Origin of the sequence: Marinifilum fragile (genome assembly GCF_963677365.1) — a bacterium.
Lineage (GTDB): Bacteria > Bacteroidota > Bacteroidia > Bacteroidales > Marinifilaceae > Marinifilum > Marinifilum fragile.
The window spans coordinates 398332-421055 of record NZ_OY781962.1; the positions used below are offsets into that span (position 1 = coordinate 398332).

19 protein-coding genes are annotated in these 22724 nt (G+C 35.5%); 18 read left to right on the forward strand and 1 reads right to left on the reverse strand.

All coding sequences use genetic code 11. From position 1 onward, the window contains the following. Positions 1 to 33 precede the first annotated feature (33 nt). From ACKPCA_RS01480 to ACKPCA_RS01540, 13 genes are all read left to right on the forward strand, one after another. On the forward strand, positions 34 to 1110 hold the full coding sequence (locus tag ACKPCA_RS01480) for a GNAT family N-acetyltransferase (protein ID WP_321280965.1): 1077 nt from the start codon (positions 34 to 36) through the stop codon (positions 1108 to 1110). Beyond that, positions 1107 to 2018, forward strand: coding sequence for a polysaccharide deacetylase family protein (locus tag ACKPCA_RS01485; protein ID WP_321280966.1), 912 nt, complete (start codon positions 1107 to 1109; stop codon positions 2016 to 2018). Before ACKPCA_RS01480 ends, ACKPCA_RS01485 begins: the two co-directional genes overlap by 4 nt. Before the next feature lie 14 nt (positions 2019 to 2032). Then, positions 2033 to 3115 carry a glycosyltransferase family 4 protein gene (locus tag ACKPCA_RS01490; protein ID WP_321280967.1) on the forward strand — a complete coding sequence of 361 codons (1083 nt, stop codon included), beginning with the start codon at positions 2033 to 2035 and terminating at the stop codon, positions 3113 to 3115. Then, positions 3102 to 4400: a phenylacetate--CoA ligase family protein gene (locus ACKPCA_RS01495; RefSeq protein ID WP_321280968.1), complete on the forward strand. Its 1299-nt coding sequence runs from the start codon at positions 3102 to 3104 to the stop codon at positions 4398 to 4400. Before ACKPCA_RS01490 ends, ACKPCA_RS01495 begins: the two co-directional genes overlap by 14 nt. Before the next feature lie 73 nt (positions 4401 to 4473). Next, positions 4474 to 5754: a phenylacetate--CoA ligase family protein gene (locus ACKPCA_RS01500; RefSeq protein ID WP_321280970.1), complete on the forward strand. Its 1281-nt coding sequence runs from the start codon at positions 4474 to 4476 to the stop codon at positions 5752 to 5754. 52 nt (positions 5755 to 5806) lie between these two features. Beyond that, entirely contained in the window at positions 5807 to 6907 is a 1101-nt protein-coding gene (locus ACKPCA_RS01505) for a hypothetical protein (RefSeq protein ID WP_321280971.1), read from the forward strand. Between the two features lie 304 nt (positions 6908 to 7211). Beyond that, complete coding sequence (locus tag ACKPCA_RS01510; RefSeq protein WP_321280973.1) at positions 7212 to 8300, forward strand: polysaccharide deacetylase family protein; 1089 nt, start codon at positions 7212 to 7214, stop codon at positions 8298 to 8300. A 164-nt stretch (positions 8301 to 8464) separates the two neighbouring features. Next, positions 8465 to 9499, forward strand: coding sequence for a prenyltransferase/squalene oxidase repeat-containing protein (locus tag ACKPCA_RS01515; RefSeq protein WP_321280975.1), 1035 nt, complete (start codon positions 8465 to 8467; stop codon positions 9497 to 9499). Then, positions 9462 to 10223, forward strand: a complete 762-nt coding sequence (locus tag ACKPCA_RS01520) for a WecB/TagA/CpsF family glycosyltransferase (RefSeq protein ID WP_321280976.1) — start codon at positions 9462 to 9464, stop codon at positions 10221 to 10223. Before ACKPCA_RS01515 ends, ACKPCA_RS01520 begins: the two co-directional genes overlap by 38 nt. 348 nt (positions 10224 to 10571) lie before the next feature. Further along, positions 10572 to 11975, forward strand: coding sequence for a sugar transferase (locus ACKPCA_RS01525; protein ID WP_054721155.1), 1404 nt, complete (start codon positions 10572 to 10574; stop codon positions 11973 to 11975). Positions 11976 to 12197: 222 nt separating this feature from the next. Next, on the forward strand, positions 12198 to 12989 hold the full coding sequence (locus ACKPCA_RS01530; RefSeq protein ID WP_054721156.1) for a polysaccharide biosynthesis/export family protein: 792 nt from the start codon (positions 12198 to 12200) through the stop codon (positions 12987 to 12989). A 12-nt stretch (positions 12990 to 13001) separates the two neighbouring features. After that, entirely contained in the window at positions 13002 to 15380 is a 2379-nt protein-coding gene (locus ACKPCA_RS01535) for a GumC family protein (protein ID WP_321280977.1), read from the forward strand. A 111-nt stretch (positions 15381 to 15491) separates the two neighbouring features. Beyond that, a complete protein-coding gene (locus ACKPCA_RS01540; protein WP_054721158.1) occupies positions 15492 to 15902 on the forward strand; it encodes a BT0820 family HAD-type phosphatase in 411 nt (136 codons plus the stop codon). 114 nt (positions 15903 to 16016) lie between these two features. Here ACKPCA_RS01540 and ACKPCA_RS01545 read toward each other — a convergent pair whose 3' ends face one another. Beyond that, complete coding sequence (locus tag ACKPCA_RS01545; RefSeq protein ID WP_054721159.1) at positions 16017 to 17330, reverse strand: DEAD/DEAH box helicase; 1314 nt, start codon at positions 17328 to 17330, stop codon at positions 16017 to 16019. A 204-nt stretch (positions 17331 to 17534) separates the two neighbouring features. Between ACKPCA_RS01545 and ACKPCA_RS01550 the strand changes: the two genes are divergently transcribed. From ACKPCA_RS01550 to ACKPCA_RS01570, 5 genes are all read left to right on the forward strand, one after another. Then, a complete protein-coding gene (locus ACKPCA_RS01550; RefSeq protein WP_054721160.1) occupies positions 17535 to 17735 on the forward strand; it encodes a hypothetical protein in 201 nt (66 codons plus the stop codon). Positions 17736 to 17783: 48 nt separating this feature from the next. Next, positions 17784 to 19259 carry a site-specific DNA-methyltransferase gene (locus ACKPCA_RS01555; protein ID WP_321280978.1) on the forward strand — a complete coding sequence of 492 codons (1476 nt, stop codon included), beginning with the start codon at positions 17784 to 17786 and terminating at the stop codon, positions 19257 to 19259. A gap of 220 nt (positions 19260 to 19479) precedes the next feature. Further along, positions 19480 to 20511, forward strand: a complete 1032-nt coding sequence (gene tdh, locus ACKPCA_RS01560; protein ID WP_321280979.1) for an L-threonine 3-dehydrogenase — start codon at positions 19480 to 19482, stop codon at positions 20509 to 20511. A 260-nt stretch (positions 20512 to 20771) separates the two neighbouring features. Next, complete coding sequence (locus tag ACKPCA_RS01565) at positions 20772 to 21305, forward strand: RNA polymerase sigma-70 factor (RefSeq protein WP_321280980.1); 534 nt, start codon at positions 20772 to 20774, stop codon at positions 21303 to 21305. 84 nt (positions 21306 to 21389) lie between these two features. Further along, positions 21390 to 22565 (forward strand): FecR family protein, encoded by a 1176-nt coding sequence (locus ACKPCA_RS01570; RefSeq protein WP_321280981.1) that lies wholly within the window; start codon positions 21390 to 21392, stop codon positions 22563 to 22565. The last annotated feature ends 159 nt before the right edge of the window (positions 22566 to 22724 follow it).

Sequence of the window (22724 nt, forward strand, 5' to 3'; positions counted from 1 at the left end):
ATCACACAAAGAAGTTTAAAGCCCTAAAATCTAATGTATAATTTTAAAACCATTTCAATTAAGGAACTTGAACACCTTGAATACAAAGCAAATTTTCCAAGCAATCGATTTGAATGGATTTATAGCTGGTATGAGGTTTTTGAGAAAGTGGAAAACAATATAGTAGGCTTTCAGAAGCAAGCTTATATTGTTACTGCTTATGAAAATAACCAATTGGTTGCCATTGTTCCTCTTGTTAAGCTAATTCGTAAGTTTTGTAAATGCATAAAGCTTGAATTTGTTGAGTTTCTTGGACAGCAATGGTCCTGTATTGGACATGATTTAATCATACTCAAAGAATTGGATTCTAGTTTTATTAGGCAGCTTCTTAGCTGGATCAAAAAGAACATTCGCTATCACTTCATCTTTTTCAAGTATGTTCCTAAAAAATCGATTCTGACAAAAGAATTTAAAATGTATCGATACTCGGGAGCTCCCATGATTTGTATTTCGGATTACAAAGATTATAATGAGTTTGCCCAAAAGGTTTATGCAAAGAAATTTCGGAAGAAGTTAGACAGAACCTTACGAAAGATTGAAAAAGATGGTTTTCGTTTAAGTCTGTCCTACGAGGAAATCAATTCATCCAATTTTGAGACCATTAAAAGAATTTCGAAATCAAAAATGCTAGATGGAAAAAGCTTTGTATACGATGATGTAAACAAGGAAAAGTTTCATAAAAGTTTGTACAGTAAGTTTCCATCGCATGTAATGTTTGCCAATTTTAATAATTACCCGGTTGCCTATGTTGCAAATATAGATTGTGATGATGCCAGGATTGCCATTGATTGTGCCTTCGACCGCGACTATAGAATTTATGGAGTAGGCGTTCAATGTATGGATTGTAATATTCGAAAGACGTTTTCATTGAGCAAGGAAAAATATTCGTTCGGAGTTGGTATGGATGCTTATAAATTTCAGTTCACAAAGACTGCATTACCATTTTACATGTGTTTCGGGCTACAGAATCGACTGAAGTCATTTTTAGCAAAGCCCTTTGTTTTGTACCGAGCAAAGAAATCAGATCAAAAAGTAAAACAGGAATTTGAAGGAGTAGAAGAATACGTATGAAGAAATTAATTGCCAACATATTGGGATACTTATTGCTTTTGATCTTTGGTAAATCAGCTTTGAAGCGGTTCGATAAGCAAGTATTATCCATCTATTTTCACAATCCATCGCTTGTTCTTTTTAAAGGCATCATTGGCTTTTTGCTATCGAAAGGCTTTCGGTTTATTTCGGAAGAAGAGTATTTTGAGATCATAAGCGGAGAAAAGAATGTTAAAGGAAGAACTGCCTTTGTTTCTTTTGACGATGGATGGAAAGGCAATTTAAAATTGATTTCGTTTCTTGAAAAATATCAGATACCTGCTACCTTTTTTATTCCGGTGCGACCAGTAATGACTGGAAACTTTTGGTGGGAGTATGCCGCTAAAGTGGTAGAGGAAAATCCGGAATTTAAATCTGTTGAAGAACTGAAGAAATTGCCAAATGATAGAAGAATGCAGTTAATTCGTGATGCAGCTTCCAGATATGATTTAAAGAGGTCATGTATCGAATTGTCAGAATTAAAACGCTTGAGCGAAAATCCATTAATTGCAATTGGGTCTCACACCTATCATCATCCGATTACCATAAGATGTTCTGATGCGGAATTGAATTTTGAATATCGTGAATCTAAAAAAGCTTTGGAAGAGTGGCTATCGGTTGAAATTAATTCGTTTTCCTTTCCCAATGGCGACTATGACCAAAGAGATTTGGCCTTACTGAAGAAATACAATTACAAAATGGCATTTACGGTGAATCCGGAATTGAATTCAAACTTCATTTCTGAATTCCAGATTCCAAGAGTATCTATCAATTCCAATGGAGGAAAATATGAGAATATTGCACGCATGCTTCGGGTTTGGCACAAATTTGTTCAGCCGCTGCAGCAAAAGCAAGCATTGCTATTTAATCCTAAATTATCAGGAAGTTAAAATCAATTGAAAGGGTGAAGGAGATTCTTTACATAGCACCTGGGAATCAAAACTCAAAAGGAGGAATTGGTTTGTGTGTAAACAATTATTCGAAGCACATGTCCGATTTCAAGGTTTTGGTTACGCATCGGTTTAAATCCAAGGTGATGAATACTTTATGGTTCCCGATTTGTATTGTGGAGTTGCTGTTGATTTTGATTAAAGATCGAAATATTAAAATACTTCACATTCATGGAGCTTCGAAAGGCAGTTTTTACCGAAAGTACATTTTGTATGCATTTGCGAGAGCCTTTTCCAATAAGAAAATTATTTACCATATACATGGAGGTGGCTTTAGGGATTTTTACCTGGAATCATCAAAGTTTATTCAGCGTAGAATTCGATATGTAATCAACTCTGCCGATTTGGTAATATGCTTGTCGGAAAAATGGAAACACTTTTATAGCAGTGCATTTAAACCGAAACAGATCAAAATCTTAAATAACATGATTATTCCTCCGATTAACACGGAGCGAAATCTATCCAATGATAAATTTAGATTGTTATTCCTGGGATTGATAGGCGATAACAAGGGTATTTTCGATTTGATTAAAATTCTTGCAAAAAACAAGAGACAATTTGAAGGTAACCTGGAGCTTGTGATTGCCGGAAATGGTGAAGTGGATCGATTAACCAATACCATTTCGAAATGGAAGATGCAGAAAATCGTACATTTTAAAGGTTGGGCCAACGAAGAAAAGAAAGAAGAATTGTTTCGATCATCGGATGCATTTATTCTGCCATCCTATAAAGAAGGATTGCCATTATCTATTTTGGAAGCCATGAGTTATGGTTTGCCTATTATCTCTAGTAAAGTTGGAGGAATTCCAGATCTAATTCACAAAGGGAAAAATGGAATTCTTGTGATCCCTGGAAATCAAAGAGCTATTCAAAATGCAATCGTCAAGTTGATGACAAACAAAGATATTTGCAAAAAATACTCACAAAATTCAACAAAAGCAGTTGTTGATTTTTATCCAGATCGTGTATTAAAATCATTATTCTCAATCTACCATGAACTACAAGGGAATAAGGGATTACTTTTTGAGCAAAATTAAATTCGGGATCGGATTTGAAAAAGAATTGAATCGAATAAAGAATCTTTACTCAATTAGTGAATCTCAATTATCGGAATTAAAAAACAAAGAATTTGTAAAGCAATATCGAAACGCCTATTTAAACTCTAAGTTTTACAATGAATTGTATCGAAAGCATGGATTAAGTGTAAATTCGGTAAAATCGATTGACGACACAGAGAAAATACCCATCATTACAAAAGATGATATCAGGCATCGAGTTGATGATTTGTTGACAACAAATCGATTGTTTGTATACAAAGCCTTTACAAGTGGAACTACGGGGTCGCCATTAAAGTTGTATCGCGATTATCAATCGGTTTGTAAGGAATATTCCTATGGATATCATTTTCAACATACCCATGGCTACACTCTTGGGGATAAAGTAATCTCGATAAAAGGAGATTTGGACAAGGATGAAATTTCAAGATTTGACAAGTCGTTGAATACACTGCATTTGTCAAGTTATAATCTAAATGAGAAGAACATCTTAAAATACTATGAATTAATTAAGGAGTTTGAACCTAAAGTGGTTAAGGCTTATCCAAGTTCACTACAGATTTTATCGACAGAATTGTATAAAAAAGGATTGGAGTTGTACATTCCGATTGCTTTTACTTCATCCGAAGTATTGCACGATTGGCAAAGAAGAATCATTGAAAGGATTTTACATTCAAAAGTGATTGATTGGTATGGAAATTCGGAGCAAACCATTGCTTTGGGGCAGATAAAAGAAGGTTTGTATCAGGATGTCCCAATGTATGGACATGTTGAGGTTAATGAGAAGCATCTCATCACCACAGGATTTATTAATAAATCATTCCCGTTGATTCGCTACCAGGTAGATGATATCATCAAGTTAAAGTGCGATGCCAGCTGTATTCGTTGTTGCACAGAACGAATAATAGGTCGCGACAACCAATATGTAAGATTAAAGAATGGACAACAGGTTGGCTTGCTAGATCATGCATTTAATTTCAACAACATTAAAAATATCTTGGCTGCTCAAATTGTTCAAAAAGAACCCGGTGAAATTGATTTGAACATTATACCCGATTACAATTTTACGGAGAAAAACAAAGCAGAATTGCTAAAGAACCTCACACAATTGGTAACCGAAGATTGTAAGATTCATTACAATGAGATTAGCGAAGATCAGATCATAAAAACAAAGACTGGTAAATTTAACTTGATGGTTTCCTACTTGGATACCAAGGAGAAGGATGCTACTGCGAAAGAGATTTTAAAGGAGATAGAGTCGAGCTGAAAGTTAAAATCGTAACAAGTTTCAAGAGAGAATTGATTAGGAATCTTGAATTTGTGGTTAATTTATTGAAAACATGCCAGTACAGTTAATTAAGGATTTGATTGCCTATAAAATAAAATATGGCAGAGCATTCGAGCGTGAATTGAGAAGGATTATTGAGCTGGATCAAATGTCTGTATCTGAGATTTTAGAATTGAAAAGTCAGGAATTTGTAAAGCAATATCGAAATGCCTTTTCCAATACCGAGTTTTATAAACAACTATACAAAAAGCATGGATTGCATCTTTATTCAGTAAAAGATTTAAGCGATAAGAACAAACTGCCAATTATTTCGAAAGCAGATGTTCGTGATTACGCCAAAGAGATGTTGGCGAAATCAAAATTGTGTGTATTTAAAGCCTATTCGAGCGGAACAACTGGTACACCATTGCAGGTTTACAGAGATTTCTCATCTACAATAAAAGAGTATGCCTACGGTCACTTTTTTCAGCAAATGCATGGTTATCATTTAGGAGATCCAGTAGTATCCTTACGAGGAACTCTAGACCGAAATACTTTTTCCTATTTTGATAAGAGCAATAATGTATTGTATTTGTCATCTTATCATTTAAAGGCGGAAAGAATTGATGAATACTACAAATTGATTAAGGATTTTAATCCTAAGGTAATCAAAGCCTATCCAAGTTCCATGCACATTTTGGCTACAGAATTGCATAAGAAAGATTTGAATTTAGACATTCCGATCGCATTTACATCATCAGAGGTGTTGCATGGATTTCAGAAAGAAATTGTTGAGAAAACGCTGAATACAAAAATATACGATTGGTACGGTAATGCGGAACAAACAGTAGCATTGGGGCAGTTCGAAGATGAATTGTACAGGGAATTCCCATTGTATTCTCATACCGAGTTCGAAGATGATCATTTGATTACCACAAGTTTTATTAACTCGGCTTTTCCATTGATCCGCTATCGTGTTGATGATGTGGTACAATTGGCTGATTGTAATAAAGGAATTTGTGTTATCAAAAAGATTGAAGGCAGGGATGATGATTACATTGTTTTAAATGATGGTCAAAGAATTGGTCGACTTGATTTGGCCTTTAAGCAGGCCAGAAATTTGTTGGCAGCTCAAATTATTCAGGATGAGCCTGGCATTATTCGGGTCAACCTGATTCCTGATAAGAGATTTGACAAAGGGGATTTGGATGTTATAGAATCGAACTTGCGTGATTTGCTTGGGAATGATTGCCTGATTCGTTTTGATAAAATAGAAACAGATCAGTTGATTAGAACAGAGAAGGGGAAATTTAATCTTGTGGTTTCTCAATTAAAGGAGAAGCGTAAGAAATGATCAGTTAAGGAATTAAAATACAGCGAGCCATCATATTCTATCATTAATACCAATGAAAAATTACTCTGAGAAAATATTAGTTGTGGGTGCAGGACCTCAGGCCTTGTTTTTGGTGCGGGAATTTAGTCGTCTGAATTACCATGTAATTCTGGTTGGCAAAAAAAACGAGATTGCTATGTATTCGAAGTATGCCGAGAAAAAAGCGATTCGCAGTAAGGAACATTTGGTATTGGAGCTTAATTCGCTGGCAAATACTTATCCCAAGCTAAAAGCCTATATCGCCAGTGGATTTTATTTGGCTTTCCTGATGAATCACTTTCCACGTTTCTTTCAGTTGTACCAAGTGATGCCGGGACATAAAGTATCGCTTGAACAATTGATGACCAAAAGCAAAACTTACGAACTGGCAAAAAATGTGGAGGTGTTGTTTCCCCAAACCCATTTGTTGGAGGATGTAGAAAATCAGAAATTGGTGAATCAACTCAATTATCCGCAAATCGTGAAATGGAACAAGGATATCTTTCTATTTACCAAACCAAGGTTTAAAACTCAATTGATTAGGAATGTAGCAGAAATGATTGACCTGCTTAAAATATTAAGTGAGCAGGAAAAGACATCGCTCATAAGCCAGGATTTTTTAGGTGCCGATTTGAAAAACAATTTTTCCTATGGTGCATATGTGGACGAAGGAAAGGTGAAGTTGGACATTTGCGTGAATGAGGTTCGTCATTTCCGATCGGGAGTTTCATCGGTGGTTGAGGAATATGTTGGGGACTATGCCCAGGAAATAAAACGACAAGCAGAGGCGGTTCTGCATCAAACAAAGTTTACAGGATTTCTGGATGTTGAATTTAAACTTAGAGATGGAAAATTGTATTTGCTTGAAGTGAACCCTCGACCTTTTGGTTTCATTAAAATCATGAAGAAGAAATATCCCGAGTTGATTCCTTATGTAATAGGGCTTAAGTTGATTGCTTATAAAAATCCAAAACCTGTGAAATGGATTAATGTGCTTCGTGATTTGGTATTGATATTTAAGAATCCAAGAGAGGCAGTTCACATGTTAAAAGTTCTGTTCGACTTTAACAAGAGAACTTTCGATGTTTGGGATATTCATGATCCATTGCCATTCTTTTATCAGATGAAGAGGTAAACTCAATTCATGGTACAAAGAACATAATTCAATACATGTCAATTTCGATACAGAAGACTTAAAAGTTAATTCGAAACACTGCAATTTCAATTCAGAAGACCAGAAAGATGATTCGGTAGACTGTGATAGCGAATCAGAAGGCTCGAAAGATGGTTCAGTAAGGGGAAATTTTGAATCAATAATATCGTAGAATAAATCAATTCAGTGTAAAGTTCGTTCAGTAGACTTGAATATTTATTCAGTGTACGTGAAGATTAGTTAATCTGCTTCAATCAATAAAACAACACTTTGGTAATACAATACTATGATCTCACTTTGTTTGACATTAGACTATGAGCTGTTTGGATCGGGAAGAGGTAATGTGTTTACCCACATTATAGAACCTACCAACCGCTTGCTCGCCATTTGTTCTAAGTATGGAATGAAACTTACCATATTCTTCGAGGTGGTTGAGTATTGGAAACTGAAGGAAGTTTATGAGAGCGGTGAGTCGATGGGATACGAAAGAAATCCTGCCGAAGCCATGGCAAATCAGATAAAGAAAGCTCATCAGTTAGGTCACGATATTCAATTGCATATTCATCCACAATGGGTTGATGCCCGGTATCAGAATGGAGAGTGGAATTTGAATTTGGATTACTGGAGATTGCCAGAAGTTCCGAATCATGCCAATGAGCAGATCAGTATGGGCTTGAATGAACTGATTCGAAAAGGAAAAGAGGAATTGGAGGGGATTCTTCAACCCATAAATCCTGATTACAAATGCAATGTGTTGCGGGCAGGTGGCTACAATATCGATCCATCGGAACGCTTGTTGAAAACATTAAAAGAGAATGAATTTATAGCCGATAGCTCCGTTTATTATGGCGGCAAAGCGGAGAGTGAGCTGTCGAAATACGATTATACCCGTGTAAAGAAGGATGTTCCTTATTGGTTTGCCAATGGTTCTTTACTAACTGTAGGCAATAATCAAAAGGAGTTTTTGGAAATGCCTGTATTTGCAAAAAATATCAGAAGAATTTTGAAATACGATTTGGTTAGGATTCGCTCTGCTTTAAAGAACAAGGCAAACTCAATTGAAAAGTTTAAGAACAACAGTTCAAAAAAATCGAAATGGGAAACCATTAGATTTTTAATGGATAAAGAAGCCGTTACCTGGGACTTTTGCCTGTTCTCGAAATCAAAAATGCGGAAATTTCTTAACGAGGCTACAAAGATTAATAAAAGTTCCAATTCATCCTTTCATCCTTTTGTATTGGTGGGACATCCGAAAGATTTCTATTACTCAGATGCTATTGATTTTTTGGCAAATAGAGTATCGGGAGGTAAGTTAAAGTTCTTCACAATAGGTGAAGCGATTGCGCAAATTAAAGAAACACATACGCAGAAATGATTGCACAAAGTCTCGAAAAACTACGAGTATATATAGAAGACCAAGAATACAAAGGTTGGGATCCTTATGACGGATTAAACTCCAAACTGTTTCAGTCAATTCCTTTTTTGAATAAAAGTCGACTAATGAGGTTGATATGGATTCAGACCTTTAAAAAAAATCCAATGAATTTCCGGGATCTTGCAGGGATTAAGAAAGCTTATAATCCCAAAGGTCTTGGTTTATTTCTAAGTGGTTATTGTAAGCTTTATCAGCTTGATCGCACACAGGAGGTAAGATCCCGGATCCTTTTTTTAAGCAAGAAAATATTGGAATTACAGTCAACCGGATGGTCGGGGGCATGCTGGGGTTACAACTTCGATTGGCAAGCCAGGGCATTTTTTCAGCCCAAAGGAACACCTTCGGTTGTAGTGACTTCTTACGTTACCAACGCTTTGCTGGATGCCTACGAAATTTTATGTGATAAAGAATTGTTGGAAACAGCCATTAGCGCAAAAGATTTTATTCTGAATGATTTGCATCGTACTTACGATGGGAATGGAGATTTCTGCTTTTCCTATTCACCGCTGGATGAGACAAGTGTATTTAATGCCTCATTACTGGGAAGTAAAACATTAGCTCGAATTTATTCTATTACAAATGATGAAGCATTGGCAGAAGAAGCAAAAAAATCAGTTCAGTTCAGCATTAATTATCAGCATACAGATGGTTCCTGGGCATATGGAACCTTACCGTATCATCAATGGATTGATAATTTCCATACTGGATTTAACCTGGAAGCCTTAGCCGATTATCAGAAATATACCGAGGATAAATCATTCCATGAGAATATTGAAAAAGGACTGGAATATTATTTGAATCATTTCTTTACGGAAGAGGGAATTCCAAAATATTTTAACAATTCAACTTACCCTGTAGACATCCATTGTCCGGCACAGTTGCCAATTACTCTCAGTAAGACTGGTGCTTTTCAATCGCAGCAGGAATTGATAGATCGAGTATTAAATTGGACTATACAAAACCTGCAAAGTCCTGAAGGATATTTCTATTTCAGAGCAGGAAAGAACTTTAAAACCAAAATTCCATACATCCGCTGGGCTCAGGCCTGGATGTTTTTGGCCTTATCAACCTATTTATTAGAAACCTTAAAAACACCGGAATATGAGAAAGCGGATTACAATAATGAATTCGCCGGTTGATGTTTTAACAATGCGCGAGACCATTGATATTATAGATGATTCCATTCGCGAAAAGAAATCAATTCAACACATTGTAGTTAATGCTGCCAAGTTGGTTCACATGCAAGAGGATGAGGAGTTGTATCAGTCGGTAGTTGATAGTGATATTATTAATGCTGATGGAATGGCAGTGGTATGGGCTGCAAGTTTGTTGGGTAAACCATTGCCTGAACGTGTGGCAGGTGTTGATTTAATGCAAGAACTGGTAATTCTTGCTTCTGAGAAAAAGTATAAGATTTTCTTTTTTGGAGGAAAAGAAGAGGTAGTTGCTGAAGTAGTTAGGAAATATACATCGGTATTTGGAAAGGATATTATTGCAGGATATCGCAACGGATATTTTAAAAAAGAACAGGAAGCTAATATCGCCGTTCAAATTGCGGAATCGAAAGCGGATATCTTGTTTGTTGCCATTAGCTCACCAATTAAAGAGATTTTTTTGAATACCTATAAAGATCAGCTGAAAGTGCCATTTATTATGGGCGTTGGAGGATCGTTTGATGTAGTTGCAGGAAAAGTAAAAAGAGCTCCTGAATGGATGCAAAAAGTAGGTTTGGAATGGTTCTACAGATTCTTGCAAGAACCCGGCAGAATGTGGAAAAGATATCTGGTGACCAATTCGTTATTTATTTACTATGTGTTGAGAGAGAGGGTGAAAACAATTTTCAGTAAACAGTTGCGCGAATAAATAGATATGCAATCCATTAATTTCCAATTTCTCCCCTTTTAGGGGATCCCGAAAGCTTTCGCGGAGGCGACAGCCAGAGGGGTGTGTTCTTTTATTTCACCCTTTTCCCTGTCGGGATTTGGTTCACATTTCTTAATAGTTTTAATATTGAGTTCACGGGCTTCGCTTCCCTTAGAAAGGGAAAAGTTCAACTTGAAAATACTATCCTCAATTCATCTGTAACTAATTAATATGCCATTTCACTTTTGCATTTAAGGAGTAGATTTCAGAACCGATATAGTGGGATAAACATAAACAATATAAAACAACCATAAATAAATTCACTTTAAAACCTTAAATAAACCAAGAATGATTAAAGGAAGAGAAAAAACATTAGCAAGGATAAGTAGCATAGTTCAGGTTGCCTTATCCCTGGGCTGCTATTGGTTTGTTGCTTGGGCAACAAACAACTATTTGCGGCCTGTTGAAATTGCTGCTCACGATACCAATATTGTTTATTTAATGATTATCGCAATATGGTACACACTTATTAAGGAATTCAATTTGGGGAAAATGCTAAGGGTAAAAACCTATTCTGAATTGTTTGCCGAGTATTTTGCAATGGTATTTATCAGTTCAGGCTTGTTGTATTTAGGAAGCTTGTTTTTAACCGATACCGTTCCTGTATTAATTCTGGCATTGTTTGCCTGTTTGAATATGGCTGTCTTGTTCAGTTTCAGAATGATGAGCTATACCATATTCAAAAAAATTAGAGGAAAAGGATACAACACACGCAATGTATTGATTGTAGCTGATGATGAATCATACCTGCACTTTATTGATAGAATGCTTTTTATTCGCGATTGGGGATATCGTGTTTGGGCAATCATGTCGGATGGGAAGCACATTAAAAACAAATACGATTCTCACGTAAGAGTACTGCATGAACATTTTCAATTGAATGAGATTATTGATGCCAATGTTGTGGATGAGGTAATTTACTGTAAGGGAAAATTCAATAATGACGAAGTGCGTGCTTTAATCTATGCTTGTTCAGAAGTTGGAGTAACCTTTAGAGTATATTCAGAGCTTTTAAGTGTGGTTAGTATGCGTTCTCATTTGACTTATTTTAAAGAACTTCCGTTTTTGACATTTGCGAACAATACAAAAAACTACTTTGCTTTAAAGGTGAAGGAGATTCTCGATTTTGTATTCTCATTTTGCATTGTAGTATTAATTTCTCCAGTGTTACTAGGAATAGCCATTGCAATTAAAATAGAGGATGGAGGTTCGATATTTTTCAAGCAAGAAAGAGTTGGTTTAAACGGACGGTTATTCAAGTGTTTAAAGTTTAGAACAATGGTTGAGAATGCAGAAGCTCTTCGAGTGAAGCTGGAAAATATGAATGAACAATCGGGACCTGTTTTTAAGATTAAAAACGATCCTAGAGTTACTCGTGTGGGAAGGTTTCTACGCAAAACTTCACTGGATGAACTCCCACAATTCTTTAATGTATTAAAAGGAGAGATGTCGATTGTAGGTCCTCGTCCTCCAATTCCTTCTGAAGTGAAGCAGTATCAACGGTGGCAAAGACGCCGCTTGAGTATGAAACCTGGAATTACTTGTATCTGGCAAGTTTCAGGAAGAAACAACATTCCATTCGAGGAGTGGATGAAATTAGACATGATCTACATAGATACCTGGTCGTTAAAGCTGGATTTAATGCTTTTCCTTAGCACCATTAAAGTGGTTCTAACAGGGGATGGACAGTAATCAGTGAACAGTTATTAGTTACTCTATAAATATTAAGCTACCCAAGTTTTCTTTAAGAGGTAGTCTTTCAGCAAGCAGAGAGAATTAAATAAGATCTCCTGTAATTTACTCTCTCAATTCTTTTTGTAAGGCATTCTTTCTTACAAGTATGATCAGGTAATTCCTGATTCATAATTTATTCCTGATAGCTATCGGGACTGAAATAAATAAAAAACCAAGACCATGAATAGAAAATTAATTACCCTTATGAGCCTTGTTATAGTAATGGGTCTCATTTCCTGTCGATCGAATAAAGATCTCGTGTATTTGCAAGATGTTGATGCTGAAGTTTTGGCTCCTGAATTCGTATCAAAGGTTCCTGAGTACAAGATTAAAACCAACGACAACCTATTCGTTAGTATAAAGTCAATGAATCCAGAGATTAGTCAGCTTTACAATCCTGCTCAGGCCATAGGTAGTCAACAAGGAACACAAAACCTTTACAGTCAATTGCCTGATCAGTATTTGAATGGATACCAGGTTGATTCCAATGGAAACATATCCTTACCTATACTTGGAAGTATAGGTGTTGCAGGATTAACACAAAGAGAAGCTCAGGCAAAAGTTCAAGAACATGCCGATGAGTATTTGAAGGATGCAAGTGTAAAAGTGAAGCTTCTGAATTTTAGGGTGACTGTTATGGGAGAAGTAACAACTCCCGGAGTATACTACAATTATAACAGTAGCCTGAGTATTCTTGAAGCAATAAGCATGGCCAACGGAATTACAGATCATGCGAAAATAAACAGGGTATTGGTAATCAGAACCAGCAATGAGGAAAGCAAAACATTCCGATTGGATTTATCGAATAAGAATTTTCTAAAATCGGAAGCCTTCTTTATTCAGCCCAATGATGTGATTTACGTTGAGCCTCATAAGATTAAGAATACTGATATGAACTCTAATATATACAGTTTGTTGCTTTCAACAGTATCAACCGCTGTACTGATTACCAGTTTAATAATTTCCAATTAAGATAGAATTGTTATGAAATACGTAGATGAAGTAATGGACTATTTCGACAAGAAGGATGGTCCTGATGTGAAAGATTTCCTCTACAGGATTTTATCTAAATGGAAGATATTTGTAATCTGTGGAGTATTGGGGATTTGTATTGCTTATTTGGTAAGCAAATATTCAACCCCTGTTTACATGATGCGAAGTAGCTTATTGGTGCACGTAGATCCTGATGAAACAAGTGCAAAGCAAATGTTCGAAGGGTATCAGCTGCGAGATAAGGCAAATATTCAAAATCATGTGGAAATTCTAAAATCCTTTACCATAAACCGAAAAGCAATGGAGAACCTGGGCTGGACACAATCCTGGTATAAAAAAACATGGTTTATAGATAAAGGATTGTATCGAAATGAGCCTTTTGAAGTCATTCAACACGAAGGTACAAACCTTACGGATATTCCTGTTTTCATAGAACAGATTGATGGGCACACCTATAAAATAAGGGTTGATGGCGAAGCTGAATACAAAGGTGATAAGGTAAAGGTGAAGTTTGAAAAGGAAGGTTTTTTTAATCAAGCTTTTAACAACAAGTACTTTAATTTTACCATAAAGCCCAAAAATAAGAAGGTAGATCAGGAAGCGAATCATTACTTTGTGTTTAATGATTTGGATAAGCTTACACTGAAATACATGGAGAGTATGGTAATTACGGTTGCCGAGAAGAAAGCCGAATTAATTCATCTGAGAATAGATGATACAGAACCTGCTCGAGGTGTTGATTTTCTGAATGAACTAAATTGGGTATACCTACAATTTAGGTTGATAGAGAAAAACAAAAAGTCAGAAAATACGGTTCGATTTATTGATTCGCGATTGGATGGAATTGTTGATTCCTTGCAATTGGCAGGTCAGAGTTTTACCAATTTCCGTTCCAGAAACAGGATTGTAGACTTGGGACAGGAAGCTGGAGTGGTAGTGGCTAAAATGGAGGAATTGGAAACCCAACTTTCTCAAGCCCAGATCTCATTGGAGTATTATAAGAATTTACTTCGAAACCTTGGTGATGCCAACCAGATGAAGCAAGTTGTTGCTCCTACGGTTGCCGGAATTACCGATCCAACATTGGATGCCCTGGTTACCAAATTAACTGATCTTTATGGAAAACGTGAAGTGCTTTCATATAGCGTTCAAGCAAAAAATCCGAGTTTGGTTATTCTGAACAAGGAGATTGATGTGATTCGCCAAAGTTTGGATGAAAACCTAAAATCCTTGGTAGCCAATTCTCAAATCGAAGTTGCTAGCCTAAGTGAAAGGATGTCTAAGGTGAAAGATCAGTTGGCTCGAATGCCTAAAAATGAGCAAAAGTTTATCAATATGAAGCGCAATTTCGATTTGAATAACGAGTTGTATACATTTTTACTTAAGAAGAGAGCTGAAGCTGCTATTGCAAAAGCATCAAATATTTCAGATGCTCAAATTATTGATCCGGCCCGATTGGCGACCATTATTAAGATAAAACCAAAACTTGCCATAAACCTGTTAATCGGGATGTTTTTGGGTTTAGGATTTCCATTTTTGATTATTATCCTGAAAGAGTTTTTCAATGATAATATCCAAAGTAAGGAAGAGTTGGTGAAGAAAACACATTTGCCTGTTTTGGGAACCATTGCTCATAATCGTTATCCAAATAATTTGCCCGTATTTCATCAACCAAGGTCGGCAATATCTGAGTCCTTCAGGTCATTACGAACCAATTTGAATTATGTTCTTCCCGATCAGCCTACAAAAGTAATCGGAATTCACTCTACCATTCCTTCGGAGGGGAAATCATTTGCAACTGTTAATCTTGCCAGTATAGTTGCCATGAACAACAAGAAAGTTCTTCTGATAGGAGCAGATATGAGGAAGCCTAAGGTTGAGAAAATGTTTGATCTGGAGAATAAGGTTGGTTTGAGTACGTATTTAATTCGATACAATAAATGGCAAGAAGTGGTGCAAAACACACACATCAAGAATTTGTATTGCGTGACTTCTGGTCCTGTTCCTCCAAATCCTGCCGAGTTGCTTGAAAATGGGCGTTTGGAGATGTTTTTGAATGCCGTAAAAGGTAAGTTTGATTATGTGTTTATCGACAATGCTCCGATATCAATGGTTACTGATGGCTTTATTACGGGCAAGTTGGCAGATGCAAATCTTTTTATTCTTCGACAAGGTTTCAGTCATAAAGAGCAAATCAATTTTGTGAATCAGATTGCAGAGAGAGGAACGTTGAATAATGTGTCCTTGATTCTAAATGATGTGACATCAAATGGATCATATGGAAATTATACCAATGGCGAAGGGTATTATTATGAAGAACCATCTCCCGGAATTGTTCGCAAGCTATGGGAAAAGGTAAGTAATAATTAAAAATAAGCTAAGGTTCGAAAATTTTCGAACCTTTTTCTTTTACATACTCTTAGAAAGCTAAGATTAATTCTATAAATTTAAAGGGAGTATTATTCCCTTAATAAGAAATTCATGATTATTGCTGTTGATTTTGATGGAACCATAGTGCAACATAAATACCCCCAAATTGGAGATGAAATTCCTTTTGCAATTGAAGCTTTACTTGAATTGCAAAAAGAAGGCCATCAACTAATTCTTTGGACTTACCGAACAGGTGCTTTATTGTATGAAGCTGTAGATTATTGCGAAAGCAAAGGCTTGGAATTTTATGCTATTAATAAAAACTATCCTGAAGAGGAGTTTGATGAAAGTGTAAGTCGTAAGATTTATGCTGATTTGTATATCGACGATAGAAATATTGGGGGTATTCCTGATTGGGGAAATATCTACAAAATGATTTCCACAAAAGAAGAGGTATACCCAACTGAAAAAAAATCAGGTAGTTCGTTTACCCGATTTCTTGACAATTTGTTCGGAGAATAAAAGTCAAATAGTCAAAAGGTAAAAAAGTGAAATAGTAGAACTTCGACTAATCTCTATAGTTTTCAAATGGCACTAACATTTTTTTGCTGATTGCTGACTGCTGAAGACTCCAATTTATTTTGAAACTTGAATTTTAATCTTCTTTTTCTTTACTCTTTCATTCTTCAATTTATTGACAAGCTTTTGTCCTAAGCCTCTCTTTACAGCTACGAAAGAAGTATGATCCAGTACATCAATTTTTCCAAGTTCGTCTTTTTGCAAGTTTCCTATTTTAAAGAAGAATCCAACCAAATCCACTTTATTGATTTTTTCCTTCTTTCCTAAACCAATATAAAGGGTTTCCCAAATGGGAGAATTGGGGATTTGAACCTCATTTTTAATAGAGAAAACCGGAATATCATCGGAGATAAATTCAGGAACTTTTTCTTCTTCGGCCAATACAATAAAGGAATTTCCTTTTGCATGCATTCTGGCAGTTCGGCCATTTCTGTGAATAAAAGCTTCTTCTACTTTTGGCAGTTGGTAATGAATTACATTTTGAATTTCAGGAATATCCAAACCTCTTGATGCCAAATCGGTAGTAATTAACAAATGGTTGCTACCATTTCTGAATTTAATTAAAGCACGCTCCCTATCAGCTTGTTCCAGTCCTCCATGAAAAATATCGCAACTAATATTTTGTTCCTTTAATAAATCAGCAATTCGTTCAACTGCATCTCTATGGTTACAAAAGACCAATCCTGGTTGATCTCCAACAGTACAGATTAGTCTAAACAAAGCATCTAGCTTGTCTTTATCATTTGCAATCACTTTTCTTTGTGTTAAAGCTATTGCTTTTTGTTTTGGCAGGAAATTAATTTCCTTAGGAGAGTTCATTCGTGCAAATTCAGGAATTTCAATTCCCTGGGTAGCCGATGTAAGAACCTTCTTTACACTTCGCGGTAATGATTTAATTACCTCATTCATTTCTTTTTGAAATCCCAACTCAAGAGCCTTATCGAACTCATCAAGAATCAAAAATTTAATTCCTGAAGTATCAAAATTCTCTCTACGTATGTGATCGGCAACTCTACCAGGAGTTCCTATTAAAACAGAAGGTGGATTTTGCAAATTATTCTTTTCAATTCGCATGGAGTGGCCACCATAACAGCAATTTACCTTAAAGGAAGTGCCCATATCCTTAAAAACTGATTCAATCTGCAAAGACAATTCTCGGGCAGGAGAAAGAACAAGTGCTTGAACCCCTTCCTGATCAACATTTAAATCTTTTAACATTGGCAAAAGAAATGCTAAGGTTTTCCCGGAACCGGTAGGCGATAATAGAATTAAATCATTCGATTTTGTCCACGATTTGGTACATACATTTTGCATTTCATTCAGTGCTTTAATGCCCAGTCTCTTTAAAATATCTTCAGTTTTTATTTTCATGTCGCAAAGGTAATAACAATTGGCAGTTATCAATTAATAGTTATCAGCAAACAATGAGCAACAAAAAACTCTTAGATTTTCTCACTTTTCACGACTCTTCAAATTTGAATGTAACAATTAAATCAGTTTTAATTAACCTATGTGAAACATCTTGTAAGAATGCCTTTTGTAGATTAGCATTAATAAAACTACAAGCTAAAAACTATGGAAGCATACAAAGAAGGAATGTACAGAATTGAGGTCATTAATCTTGAAGGCGACGTTGTATATTTAAGTCTTGACTCATTAAATCGATTTTGTGAAGAATCTTTACCAGGAAATTTACCGGAAGATGCTTATACGGTTAGGATCACTGGCAATGATGATTATTTGTATGAGAAGCTCTTGTTAACTGAAGAGTGTTAATATACGATATAATCAAATTTTTTTACCAATAGGAAATGTATTAGGTTTGTGATAGAGATTATCGCTTACCTAAATATCATGACCAATAAAACATCACTTTTAAGTTCGTATAAAAAGGAAAAACAATTAAGGGAATTGAAGGGGATTTTACCTGAGATTTTTGAGGGAGGTGTACTGGATATTCAAAAGCTGAAAGCTTTTATTGGTGAAGATGGTTTTATTGATCATGCAAACTATGAGCTTTCATGGTACGATAAGAAGTTAGCTCTTGATTCTGCAAAAGCAAATTGTGAAGCTGAGCTTGTTTTCGTAAAAGACAAGTCGGTTTTACCTAATAAAACCAAGAACTTATTTATTGAAGGTGATAATCTGGATGCTCTCAAACTTCTTAAAAAGGATTATCAAGGGAAAATAAAATTGATTTACATTGATCCTCCATACAATACGGGTAAAAACTTTGCTTTTAGCGATAATTACCATTTGGCAGCAGATGATTACCTTGAGTATTTGAATCAATTTAATATTGGTAGGGTTGATGAATTTACCCAACACAGAATTGAAAGTGGAGAAATTCATACTCAATGGTTGAATATGATTTTTCCTCGTTTGATACTTACCAAGGATTTTTTGACTGATGATGGAGCCGTGGTAATTTCTATTGATGAGTCGGAGAAAAACAATTTGCAGTTGATTTGTAATGAGGTTTATGGGGAAGAGAATTTTGTGGGTTGCTTTATTTGGGAGAACAGAAGTATTAGCAATGATTCTGCCAATCTATTTTCAACAATTCATGAGTACATTCTTGTTTATGCCAAGGATAAATCAAAGTTAAAGTTCAAAGGAGAAGAGAAGGATTTCTCGAATTATTCCAATCCTGATCAGGATGAAAATGGAGAATGGATTCCTGATAATCCAACCGCAGCAAGTGGTAATGAAAATGCAAGATTTCCAATAACAAATCCCATTACAATGGAAGAATATTTGCCACCCAATGGCAGGTATTGGGCTTTTTCCAAGGCAAGAGTAGAAGAGTGGACCAGATCAGGGAAAATGGTATTCCCAAAGGAAAGAGGGAAGCGATTTTTACTCAAGAAATATCGAAGTGAATTAAGAAGTGAGCAAAAGTCACTCTCATCAATTATTACTGATATTCCTGGTTTAAAGGGAACAAAGGAGTTGAAAGAGCTGTATCCAGAAGAGATTCCATTTAAACATCCAAAACCTACGGACTTATTAATATTACTGTTCGATCAGTTGTCGGGTAAGGAAGATACTGTGTTGGATATTTTTGCAGGTTCGGCAACTACGGCTCATGCTGTTTATAAAATGAACCAAGTTCCGGATTCAAATCGAAAGTTTATCTGTATTCAAAAAGCAGAAAAGCTTGCAGTAAATGCTGTTGGATACAAATTGGGATTTTCTTCCATTAGTGATATTTCAATCGACCGAATTAAAAGAGCAGGAAAATTGCAGTCTGTTAATAATTCTGGTGTTAATTATTTTAAAATTGAATATTTGGAGTAAAAATTACTGAAAGCTTGAATCTTTATCCGCAATTTCAACTAATTGTTAAGCTGTAATTCAATACATTCAGTTTTATTTACTTAATAAGTAATGTAAGGCTTGAATTTAAGATCAAGTTTTTTTACTTTGTGTAAGGCTTTTTTATAGAGATTATTTTATTAAATCCTTAGAAAAGACCATTTTAGATTTTCAACAAAAAACAACGAACACATACATCATCATGGCTAAAATGAAAGCTCTTGTAAAATCCAAGCCAGAAAAAGGTCTTTGGATGGAAGAAGTTGATATTCCTGAAGTAGGAGTAAACGACATTCTTGTAAAAATTAAGAAAACTGCAATTTGTGGTACCGATTTACACATTTATAAGTGGGATGAATGGTCGCAAAATACCATTAAACCAGGAATGATTATTGGTCACGAATATGTTGGTGAAGTTGCACAAATTGGAGCTGGCGTTACTGGTTTCAAAATTGGCGATCGTGTAACAGGTGAAGGTCACATTGCTTGTGGTCACTGTCGTAACTGTAGAAGAGGGCGTAAGCATGTTTGTGAAAACACAGTAGGTATTGGTGTGAACATCGATGGTATTTTTGCTGAGTATGCTGCTATTCCAGCATCGAACTTGATGAAAATGAGCGATAAGATTCCAGATGAGATGTTAGCCATTATGGATCCATTTGGAAATGCTACTCACACAGCTCTTTCATTTCCTTTGATTGGTGAAGATGTATTGGTAACTGGTGCAGGATTAATTGGTAGCATGTGTGTTGCAGTAGCTAAATTTGCAGGAGCTCGATATGTTGTTGCTACAGAAACCAATCCTTTTAGAATTGAGTTGGCAAAGAAAATGGGAGCGGATCGTGTTATCAATCCAATGGAAGAAAGTTTGGATGATGTAATCAAAGAGCTTGGTATGATTGGTTTCGATATCGGTTTGGAATGTTCTGGTGCTCCTGCAGCATTCAACGATATGGTTGGACACATGTACAACTCAGGAAAGATTTCATTATTAGGAATTTTACCATCACAAACCACTGTGAACTGGACTGATATTATTTTCAAGAGTCTTCAGTTGAAAGGGATTTATGGTCGTGAAATGTACGAGACTTGGTATCAAATGGAACAAATGCTAATGAGTGGTTTGGATCTATCACCTATGATTACACACCGTTTTAAAGCTGATGAATTCCAGAAAGGTTTCGAAATCATGGAAAAAGGAGATTGCGGAAAAGTAATCTTGGATTGGGAATAAGAAAAACAAGTTGTATGATATAGAAGAGCCTGGACATTTTGTCCGGGCTTTTTTTGTGCTATAAAGAAAATGTAATTAGAAAAGCAGTATTGATTCCTTCCATGAGTTGACTCTAGCTGGTTACCTAATTGTTTTATTTGAATAATGCTTGAATTTGCAACCTCTTTCAAGAAAATTTACTCTTTTTTTTTTCACCCATTTCTAATTTTGCTTGTGTTAGTCCTCAAATGATTATAAATACAACTTTAACCTAAACCGTCTTGGCACGATCACTTATAACTCAACCAATTTTTGAAGAACTGTTCAAAGAACATTATCGAAGTTTATACTATCATGCATACAGTATATTAAATGACACCGAGCAAGCAAGAGACTTGGTGAATGACTCTTTTGAAGAGATATGGAACCGGAGAAACAAATTAGATATATCTTATTCGCTAAAATCCTTTCTCTATAATACTGTTAGAAATAAATGCATTAATTATCTACGGAAACAGGAGGTAGAAAAAAAATACATCAACAGAAAAAAACACGACATACACGAGGAAGAGGAGTATAAAGATTATGACTCAGCTTTATTGGAAATTATGAAAGCTGTTGAACAACTTCCCAATCAAAGTAGAAATGTGTTTAAAAAGTGTTTTATCGAAAATTTAAGTTACAAAGAAGCTGCTGATGAATTGAATGTTTCGGTCAATACCATAAAAACACATGTTACCAATTCCTTAAAACGTTTAAGAAGAGAATTAAATAGAGAAATGTTAATGTTGTTCCTCATTTTTCAAAAAAAATGAAAATAACTCACCCGATTTAAATTTTCATTGTGATAGTGTGTAAAACAAACATAGAAACGAGTGATAAGATTGTAGATAACAAGGATGAAACACGATCATAAAAGAATAGAAGAAGTTTTTCAGATTCTAAGCAAACCTAAAGAAATGCAGGTGGATTTTTTAATGAAGTACCAGGATAATCCACAAATGATTGAATTGTACGAAGAATTGAGAAAGTATAAGGAAGCTGGATTTCTATTGGAACAGATAGATCCACCCAACGTAGGTTTAGAGTGGCAAAAGCTAAAAAATAAACTTCAAAATCAAAAAAAGCATAGAATCAACCTGACTATTGCAGCAAGTATTGCAGTACTGCTTGCCTGTACACTAGCATTGCTTTTCGAAAAAACAAGTTGGGAACATAAAGAATATATAGTGCGTTCGAATCGTATTGTAAAAGGTGAGAGTAAAGCAGTGTTGATTACTTCCAGTGGAAATGAGTATGAGTTGGAAAAACTCAAGGATATTGTAATCAGTGAAAAGCAAGGGATGCAGATTATTGCTGACTCGGATAATGTCATTCAATATTGCGAAGAACAGAAAACTGAAAAACTTGAAAATGAGGAGCCCATTTATAATACTTTAAAGGTACCCCGTTTAGGTGAATATGAATTAGTGCTTTCGGACGGAACTAAAGTGCATTTGAATTCCGAAACAGAGCTAAAATATCCAGTGAAATTTAGTGGGAAAGAGCGTATCGTAGAACTTATAGGAGAAGCATATTTTGAAGTTGTATCAAATCCTGAAGTACCTTTTGTTGTAAGAACCAATAGAGTTGACACGCGAGTGTTAGGTACAGAATTTAATGTAAATGCTTATCCGGCTGAAAATGTGGATGTCACACTTGTAGAAGGGAAGGTGGAGTTGCGTTCGAAAAAAAATATAAACAAGATTGTACTGCAGCCAGGAGAGAATGCCCAACTACAAACAGGGATGAGTAAAATGCAGGTTTCAAGCGTTGATGTTCGAAAATACACAGCTTGGCGTGATGGTTATTTCTATTTCGAGAAAGAGCGATTGGAGGATATTTTCATAAAACTGGAAAGGTGGTATGATTTTAAAGTTTTTTACCAAAATCCTGGCGTGAAAGACTATGAGTTTAGAATGAGAGCCGATCGTGATGCAGAGTTTAAAGATATTGCAAAAAGGTTGGAGAAAACTGGCCGTATCTCAATACAGATAAGTGGTAATGCAGTTATCGTTTCTGATGTAAATCGCTAAGACATATAAAATTAACATAAAAAAAGGGATAGTTGGAGCTATCCCTCAATAATGTTCATCGTTGGAGCGATGAACCATTGTTTAATTTCATTTACAAATTTATGAAAAAAAATCTAATCTGCTTTTTTTCAGGATGGAAGAAAAGTAAAAACCGGCAGT

Excerpts from the sequence above, each read along its gene's own strand:
- ACKPCA_RS01510 (WP_321280973.1), top strand. The coding sequence starts at position 7,212 with ATGATCTCACTTTGTTTGACATTAGACTATGAGCTGTTTGGATCGGGA.
- ACKPCA_RS01525 (WP_054721155.1), top strand. The coding sequence starts at position 10,572 with ATGATTAAAGGAAGAGAAAAAACATTAGCAAGGATAAGTAGCATAGTT.
- ACKPCA_RS01570 (WP_321280981.1), top strand. The coding sequence starts at position 21,390 with ATGAAACACGATCATAAAAGAATAGAAGAAGTTTTTCAGATTCTAAGC.
- ACKPCA_RS01500 (WP_321280970.1), top strand. The coding sequence starts at position 4,474 with ATGCCAGTACAGTTAATTAAGGATTTGATTGCCTATAAAATAAAATAT.
- ACKPCA_RS01480 (WP_321280965.1), top strand. The coding sequence starts at position 34 with ATGTATAATTTTAAAACCATTTCAATTAAGGAACTTGAACACCTTGAA.
- ACKPCA_RS01515 (WP_321280975.1), top strand. The coding sequence starts at position 8,465 with ATGAATTTCCGGGATCTTGCAGGGATTAAGAAAGCTTATAATCCCAAA.
- ACKPCA_RS01485 (WP_321280966.1), top strand. The coding sequence starts at position 1,107 with ATGAAGAAATTAATTGCCAACATATTGGGATACTTATTGCTTTTGATC.
- ACKPCA_RS01505 (WP_321280971.1), top strand. The coding sequence starts at position 5,807 with ATGAAAAATTACTCTGAGAAAATATTAGTTGTGGGTGCAGGACCTCAG.
- ACKPCA_RS01530 (WP_054721156.1), top strand. The coding sequence starts at position 12,198 with ATGAATAGAAAATTAATTACCCTTATGAGCCTTGTTATAGTAATGGGT.
- ACKPCA_RS01535 (WP_321280977.1), top strand. The coding sequence starts at position 13,002 with ATGAAATACGTAGATGAAGTAATGGACTATTTCGACAAGAAGGATGGT.
- tdh (WP_321280979.1), top strand. The coding sequence starts at position 19,480 with ATGGCTAAAATGAAAGCTCTTGTAAAATCCAAGCCAGAAAAAGGTCTT.
- ACKPCA_RS01540 (WP_054721158.1), top strand. The coding sequence starts at position 15,492 with ATGATTATTGCTGTTGATTTTGATGGAACCATAGTGCAACATAAATAC.
- ACKPCA_RS01550 (WP_054721160.1), top strand. The coding sequence starts at position 17,535 with ATGGAAGCATACAAAGAAGGAATGTACAGAATTGAGGTCATTAATCTT.
- ACKPCA_RS01520 (WP_321280976.1), top strand. The coding sequence starts at position 9,462 with ATGAGAAAGCGGATTACAATAATGAATTCGCCGGTTGATGTTTTAACA.
- ACKPCA_RS01545 (WP_054721159.1), bottom strand. The coding sequence starts at position 17,330 with ATGAAAATAAAAACTGAAGATATTTTAAAGAGACTGGGCATTAAAGCA.